A 7018-nucleotide genomic window follows, 5' to 3' on the forward strand; every position below is an offset into this window, starting at 1 on the left:
GCGCTCGGCGGGGAGAAGCCATCAGCCAGAAGCCGCCCCCGCCGAGACTGTGCCCGGCTTAAGGCACGACCGACAAGAACAGGTACGCCGCCAGGATGACCAGGTGCACCACGCCTTGCAGCATGGTGGTGCGGCCCGAGTGCAGCGTGAGCGTGCTGACCAGCAAGGTCAGCGCAAGCAGCACGGTTTCCGTCGGGCCCAGGCCCAGCGTCAGCGGCTTGCCAACCGCGATAAATACCGCGGCCACGGTGGGAATGGTCAGCCCGATGCTGGCCAGCGCTGAGCCCAGCGCCAGGTTCATGCTGGTCTGCAGGCGGTCGGCGCGCGCGGCGCGCAGTGCGGCCAGCCCCTCGGGCAGCAGCACCAGCGCGGCAATCACGATGCCAACCACGGCCGGCGGGGCGCCGGCACTTGCTACCGCCGCTTCCACCGTGGGTGAGAGCAGCTTGGCCAGGCCGACCACCGCCACCAGGCACACCAGCAGCATGCCGCCGCTGGCGAGCGCGATCTTCGTGGGCGGGGGCGGGGCGTGCACGCTTTCGTCGGAGGTGCCTTCCACCAGGAAGTAGTCCCGATGGCGCACGGTCTGCACAAAGACAAAGCTGCCATAGAGCACCAGCGAGGCAATGCCCGCAAAGGCCAGCTGCGACTGCGACAGCATTGGCCCGGGGATTGCGCTGGTGTAGTTGGGCAACACCATGGTGAGCACGGCAAGCGCGGCCAGCACGGCCAGCGCGGCGGTGGCGCCCGGCGCCTGGAAAGCCTGCTCGCGATGGCGCAGGCCACCCACCAACAGGCAGATCCCCACGATGCCGTTGCACACCAGCATGGCCGCGGCAAACACGGTATCGCGCGCCAGCCCGGCCTTCTCGGGGCCGGCGGACAGCATCACCGAGACGATCAGCGCCACTTCGATCACGGTCACGGCAATCGCCAGTACCAGCGTGCCAAAGGGCTCGCCCACTTTATGCGCGACCACCTCGGCATGGTGCACCGCTGCAAACACCGAGCCCGCGAGCGCCAGGCCGGCCAACACCAGCAGCAGCGCCTGACCGGGCGCGGCCATGCCCGCCCCGAGGATGCCCCAGGCTGCCAGCGGCAGCCACAAGGTCCAGGCAGGCAATTTATTCGACGTCAATGGCATCCGATCTCCCTTTCTTGTTGATGAAATGTGTGGATTCAGCTTTTTTGTGATTAATGAGGCGCGTCCGGGCTGACGAGAAAGTGCCGTCCTTAGTGGGCTTGCTGGCCGTTTTCCCCTTGGCGTCCTATTGTGGTTCAGCTTGGGGCGGCAGCAATCCGCTCGGGCGGCAGCGCGCATGTAAGGCAATCGCATCAGGGATTCAGTTCCCTGAAATTCGCTTAAATTAAAAGGAATTGAAGGTTTATTTGCTGGATTTGGCGGGGATTTGGCGGGGATTTGGCGGTTTTTTCCTGCGGTCCGAAACCCCTGGGCGCCACAAGTCGTGAACCCGGCCGGCCATTCTAGCGTCGCACCATGGCAGCACAAGCGTTTCCGGACGCGCCGCAAGCGTCCCATTACCGGTGCGGTGAACGCCGCACCTTTCCCCCCTCGACGATGGAGAGTGCTCATGAAAAAGTACGGATCGGCTAAATGGCAAGGCGGCATCAAGGACGGCCAGGGCAGCATCTCGGCAGAGAGCGGCGTGCTCAAGGATGCGCCCTACGGTTTCAAGGCTCGCTTCGAAGGCGGCCCCGGCACCAACCCAGAGGAGCTCATCGGGGCGGCCCATGCGGGATGCTTCTCCATGGCGCTGTCCCTGATCCTGGGCGAGGCCAAGATGGTCGCCGAGAGCATTGCCACCAAGGCCACGGTCACGCTCGACAAGGACGGCGCCGGCTTCACCATCACCGCCGTGCACCTGGACGTGACGGTGCGCGTCCCGGGGGCCGACAAGGCGGCGGTAGAGCAATGCCTGCAAGGAGCCAAAGCCGGCTGCCCGGTGTCCAAGCTGCTAAAGGCGGAGATCACCATGGACGCCAAGGTGGAAACCTGATCCGGCCACGGCGGGTGCCAGGCCCGGTGTCCGGTCAATATCTCAACAGGCCAGCAGGCCAGCAGCCCAATAGGTCGGGCGTGGCCATCCTGGCTACCTATAATGAAGATTCGCCGTCCCGCGCCGCACCTGGCGCGGGACCGCGCGGGCGTTCAATGGACTGAACGCGTCTCCTATATCCAGACCTTCCAAGATAAGGCAGACATCATGCATAGCAGTGAAGCAGTCCTGACTCAGGCTAGGGCGGCCATCGCCCACGTGCCTTTCCACAGCCATCCCATCCATCCCACCATCCACCTGCGCCTGAGCGACGGCGCGCTGATTCTCGAAGGCGAAGTCCCCGATATTGTCGACAAGAGCCGCGTTGCCGCGTCGGTACGCCGTGTCGACGGTGTGTCCGCCGTGATCGATCACCTGCGCGTTGCCGATGGCGGCGCGGCGGTTGGCGACGGCGAACTGCGCAATGCCATCTGCGTACGGTTGCTGCAGGCGATCGATTTTCGCAATTGCCGCATCTGCGCGCATGCCAAGGGGAGGATCGAACCCGTGCGCGAAGCCGTTGGCGAGTCCAGCGGAGAGATCGCCATCGAAGTCGTCGACGGCGTGGTGACCCTGCGCGGCCACGTGATCAGCCTGTCGCACATGCGCCTGGCCGGTGTGCTGGCGTGGTGGTCGCGAGGTTGCCGCTGCGTGGTCAACGAGCTGGTGGTGGCCCCGGCCGAAGCCGACCGCGACGACGAAGTCACGGAAGCGCTGAAGCTGGTGCTGGAGACCGACCAGTTCGTCGATGCCGACCGCATCCGCGTGCAGACCAAGGACCGCGTCGTCACGCTCGAAGGCTATGCCACCACCGAGGCCGGCAAACGCCAGGCGGAGCGCGATGCCTGGTACGTGCATGGTGTCGAGGACGTGGTCAACCGCATCGTGCTGAGCAACTAAGCGCCACTACTGCCAACAGCACGTCGCGGGTTTGCAGGTTCGAAAGTTCGCAGGTTCACAGATTCAATCGCCGGATCGGATCATGCCGTGCCCGCCGGGCGCGGCATGTCCTCCACGCGCCAGTAGCGCCGCTGCGAGCGCAGCGCAAAGCGCGCCCGGTAGCTCGACATCGACATCCCCGTTGCCCGCTGGAACAGCCGCCTGAACGCCGCCGCATCACTGTAGCCGCAGGCTTCGGCCACCGCCTGCGAGCCATGCAGGGTCACTTCCAGCAGGGTCTTGGCACGCTCCACGCGCAGCCCGTGCAGGTATTCCAGCGGCGTCATGCCACTGACCTGCCGGAAATGCCGCAGCAAGGTCCGCTCGCTCACGGCCGCCGCCTGGGCCACCAGCGCCAGCCGGTACGGTGCATCCACGTTGGCCTGCAGCCAGCGCATGGCGCGGTAGACGGGGCTGTCGGCGGTCTTGCTGAGCCAGCGTTGCGACACCAGCTCCGGCGTGAGCTGCTGGCGCTCGGCCTGGTACAGCAGCATGCGCGAACAGGTCTGCGCCAGGTCCGGGTCATGCAGGTGCCCCAGCACGCGCAGCATGAACTCCGTCTGCAGCGCCGGCGCCACGCAGCCAAACACGCGCTGGTGCAAGCCCATCGGCTCGCTCGCGGAAAAATCGCAGCGCGGATAGCGCTGGCTCATCCAGCTCTGGAAGGTCCACGGCGCGCCCATGCGCGCGCCATCCAGCAGGCCCAGCTCCGCGGGAAAGGCGATGCCGCTCGCACCCGCCGCGATCCATCCGCCCGCCTGCGCGTGCCGCTCCAGCAAGCGCAGCGCCTGGCCGGCGCCGCCCAGGATCTCGCCCAGGTGCGGCGCATTGCGCGCAAGCACGCCCGGCACCACCACCAGCGCATTGCCGTCTTCCGTCGCGCGCCGCCGCCGCGCGGGCTCCAGCCCCAGGGCGGGCAGGGCCAGCGCGCGGCCTGACGGGCCAATCACGGTCCAACTCAGGTCGCGGTCCGCATCCGGGCGTTGCAGCCGGGCCACCCCGGCCGCGGCGCGCAGTACATCCAGCGCGCCGAACAGCATGCCGGGCATGGCCTCGGGCAACCACAGCAAACGCACGTGCAGCGGCACGGGGCGCCTGGCGGAGGGCGGCTCGGGCAGGGCGGTAGTGGCAGAAGAGGGAGGCATGGCGGGATCGGCATTCCAATTGGCGGGATTGATCCTACCTTGGCGCGCCCGCAAGGGCTAGCATCGTCGCTCGGCGAACCACCGCCCTAACCACAATAACGAAGCAAGCAACAGGAGACTTCATGCAGCCATCCCTGCGCCGACTTACCCATACCGCTGTGGCAGCGCTCGCGCTGGCCTTCGGGGCAGCCGGCAGCGCACGTGCCGCGGACACGCAATTGCTGGACGCCGCCCGCGCGGCCGAGCCCGCGTTGATCCAGTCGCTCAAGGACATGGTGTCGATCGAGTCCGGCAGCACCAATGCCGCCGGCCTGGCGCAAATGGCCAGCTTCACGGAAGCACGCCTCAAGGCGCTGGGCGCGACCACCGAGCGCATCGCCGTGACGCAAGGCCCCGGCACCATGGTCAAGGGCACGCTCACCGGCACCGGCAAGCGCCGCATCATGCTGATCGCGCATATGGACACGGTCTACGGCCCCAACACGCTGGCCACCCAGCCGATCAAGCTGGACGGCAACCGCCTGTACGGGCCCGGCATCGCCGACGACAAGGGCGGCATCGCGGTCATCCTGCATACGCTGGCCATCCTGCAGGCAGCCGGGTGGAAGGACTATGCGCAGATCACCGTGCTGTTCAACCCGGATGAGGAAGTGGGCTCGCTGGGTTCCGGCGACACCATTGCCAAGCTCGCGGAGCAGCACGACGTGGTGCTGTCCTGCGAGCCGTCCGCGGGCTCGGTGGTCATGAAGGGCCAGCCGCTGCTGCTGGCCGCGGCTGGTGTCGCCACGGCCACGCTGGATGTGAAGGGCCGCGCCGCGCATGCGGGCGCCGCGCCGGAACTGGGCCGCAACGCGCTCTATGAACTCTCGTACCAGATGCTGCAAACGCGCGAAGTGGCCAAGGACGTGCCGGGCGCCGCGCTGATCTGGACCCAGGCCAACACCAACGGCCCGCTGAACCAGATCACCGAAAAGGCCAGCGCCGTGGGCGACGTGCGCCTGACCCAGCCCGACGCGCAGGACAAGCTGCAGGCCGCGTTGCAAGCCAGGGTCAGCGCAAGCAAGCTGGTTCCCGACACCGAAACCACGGTCAAAGTCATGTCCGGGCGTCCACCCTACGTGAGCGACGCGCGCAGCCGCGCGCTGGCGGCAAAAGCCCAGGCGATCTACAAGGAGATCGACCGCGAGCTGACGCTGGTGCCGCAGACCGGGGGCGGCACCGACGCCGGCTTCGCCGTGCGCTCGGGCAAGGCCACGGTGCTGGAGAGCTTCGGCCTGGCGGGATTCGGATACCACGCCCGCGACGAATACATCGAGATCGACTCGATCGTGCCGCGGCTCTACCTGATGTCGCGCATCCTGCAGGAAATCGGGCGCAACTAAGGCGTTCCGGCGCGGGCGGCAGCACCCTTGCGCTGCCGCCCGTGCCCGCGCTAGCATCGCCCGGCAGGCCTCCCGGCTTGCCGTCACAACGATCCAATCCTCCACAGGAGACACCATGCATCCCTCCCTGCGCCGGCTGACCCAGGCGGCCATCGCCACCCTGATCCTTGCCACCGGCGGCGCCTACGCCGCCCACGCCGCCGACGCCCAATTGCTGGCCGCAGCCCGCACCGCGGAGCCCGCGGTGATCCAGTCGCTCAAGGAGATGGTGTCGATCGAGTCGGGCAGCGCCAACGCGGCGGGCCTGGCGCAGATGGCCAGCTACACCGAAGGCCGGCTGGCGGCGCTGGGCGCCCGCACCGAGCGCATCGCGGTCACCAAGGGCCCGGGCATCATGGTCAAAGGCACGCTGACCGGCACGGGCAAGCGCCGCATCATGCTGATCGCGCATATGGATACGGTCTATCCGGCCAACATACTGGCAACGCAGCCCATCAAGCAGGACGGCAACCGCCTGTACGGCCCCGGCATCGCCGACGACAAAGGCGGCATCGCGGTGATCCTGCATGCACTGGCCATCCTCAAGGCGGCCGGCTGGAACGACTATGCCGAGCTGACCGTGCTCTTCAACCCCGACGAGGAAGTCGGCTCCATCGGCTCCGGCGAGACCATCGCCAAACTGGCCGACCAGCACGACGTCGTGCTGTCGTTCGAGCCGACCGCAGCCAAGGCCGTGGTCAAGACCGAGGCCCTGCTGATGGGCGCCAGCGGCACGGCAACCGCCGTCATGGAAGTAAAGGGGCGCGCCTCGCACGCCGGCGCCGCGCCGGAGTTGGGCCGCAATGCGCTGATCGAGCTGGCCTACCAGCTGCAGCAAACGCGCGACGTGGCCAAATCCGTGCCGGGCACCCAGCTCAACTGGACCACCGCGCAGGCCGGCGAGGTCCGCAACCAGATCCCCGAGCACGCCACCGCCATCGGCGACGTGCGCACCACGGTCAAGGACGGCGCCGGCAAGCTGCAGGCCGCGCTGCAAAAGAAGGTAGACGAAGGCAAGCTCGTCCCCGACACGCAAACCACCGTGACCATGGAAACCGGCCGGCCGCCGTTTGTCGCCAACGCGCGCGGCCGCCAACTGGCGCAGCGCGCGCAAGCCATCTACGCCGAGCTCGACGGCCGCCAGCTGGCACTGGCCGAAGGCACCGGCGGCGCCACCGATGCGGGCTTTGCCGGGCGCTCCGGCAAGGCGGTGGTCGTGGAGAGCTTCGGCCTGGCGGGCTTCGGATACCACGCGCGCGATGAGTACATCGAGATCGATTCCATCGTGCCGCGCCTGTACCTGCTCACGCGCATCCTGCAGGAAATCGGGCGTAGCTGAAGCCGCGCCCGGCTTGCGCGCTAAAGGATCGCGGACATCTGCCGTTAATGGAGGTAGTCGGAGATAGTCTGAATTCCGTTCTTAGTGAAATGTATCTGTTCTGATAATTCCTATTGA

General features: G+C 67.3%; 6 protein-coding genes. 4 read left to right on the forward strand and 2 right to left on the reverse strand.

Annotation, left to right across the window (positions count from 1 at the left end):
* Window positions 1-58 precede the first annotated feature (58 nt).
* Window positions 59-1144 carry a calcium:cation antiporter gene (locus tag AC1RQK_RS00150; RefSeq protein ID WP_492387135.1) on the reverse strand — a complete coding sequence of 362 codons (1086 nt, stop codon included), beginning with the start codon at window positions 1142-1144 and terminating at the stop codon, window positions 59-61.
* Between the two features lie 448 nt (window positions 1145-1592).
* On the opposite strand from AC1RQK_RS00150, the gene AC1RQK_RS00155 reads away from it, so the two are divergent.
* Together AC1RQK_RS00155 and AC1RQK_RS00160 are read left to right on the forward strand one after the other, a co-directional pair.
* A complete protein-coding gene (locus AC1RQK_RS00155; protein WP_150988105.1) occupies window positions 1593-2018 on the forward strand; it encodes an OsmC family protein in 426 nt (141 codons plus the stop codon).
* A gap of 207 nt (window positions 2019-2225) precedes the next feature.
* Complete coding sequence (locus tag AC1RQK_RS00160; protein WP_183032701.1) at window positions 2226-2957, forward strand: BON domain-containing protein; 732 nt, start codon at window positions 2226-2228, stop codon at window positions 2955-2957.
* 80 nt (window positions 2958-3037) lie between these two features.
* Here AC1RQK_RS00160 and AC1RQK_RS00165 read toward each other — a convergent pair whose 3' ends face one another.
* Window positions 3038-4141: a GlxA family transcriptional regulator gene (locus AC1RQK_RS00165; protein ID WP_492807025.1), complete on the reverse strand. Its 1104-nt coding sequence runs from the start codon at window positions 4139-4141 to the stop codon at window positions 3038-3040.
* Window positions 4142-4263: 122 nt separating this feature from the next.
* Here AC1RQK_RS00165 and AC1RQK_RS00170 point away from each other — a divergent pair, with 122 nt between their 5' ends.
* Complete coding sequence (locus AC1RQK_RS00170) at window positions 4264-5523, forward strand: M20/M25/M40 family metallo-hydrolase (protein WP_492807027.1); 1260 nt, start codon at window positions 4264-4266, stop codon at window positions 5521-5523.
* Window positions 5524-5638: 115 nt separating this feature from the next.
* Window positions 5639-6901 (forward strand): M20/M25/M40 family metallo-hydrolase, encoded by a 1263-nt coding sequence (locus AC1RQK_RS00175; protein WP_492807029.1) that lies wholly within the window; start codon window positions 5639-5641, stop codon window positions 6899-6901.
* Window positions 6902-7018: the final 117 nt, after the last annotated feature.

It is taken from the genome of Cupriavidus sp. GW822-FHT02D05 (genome assembly GCF_058802485.1).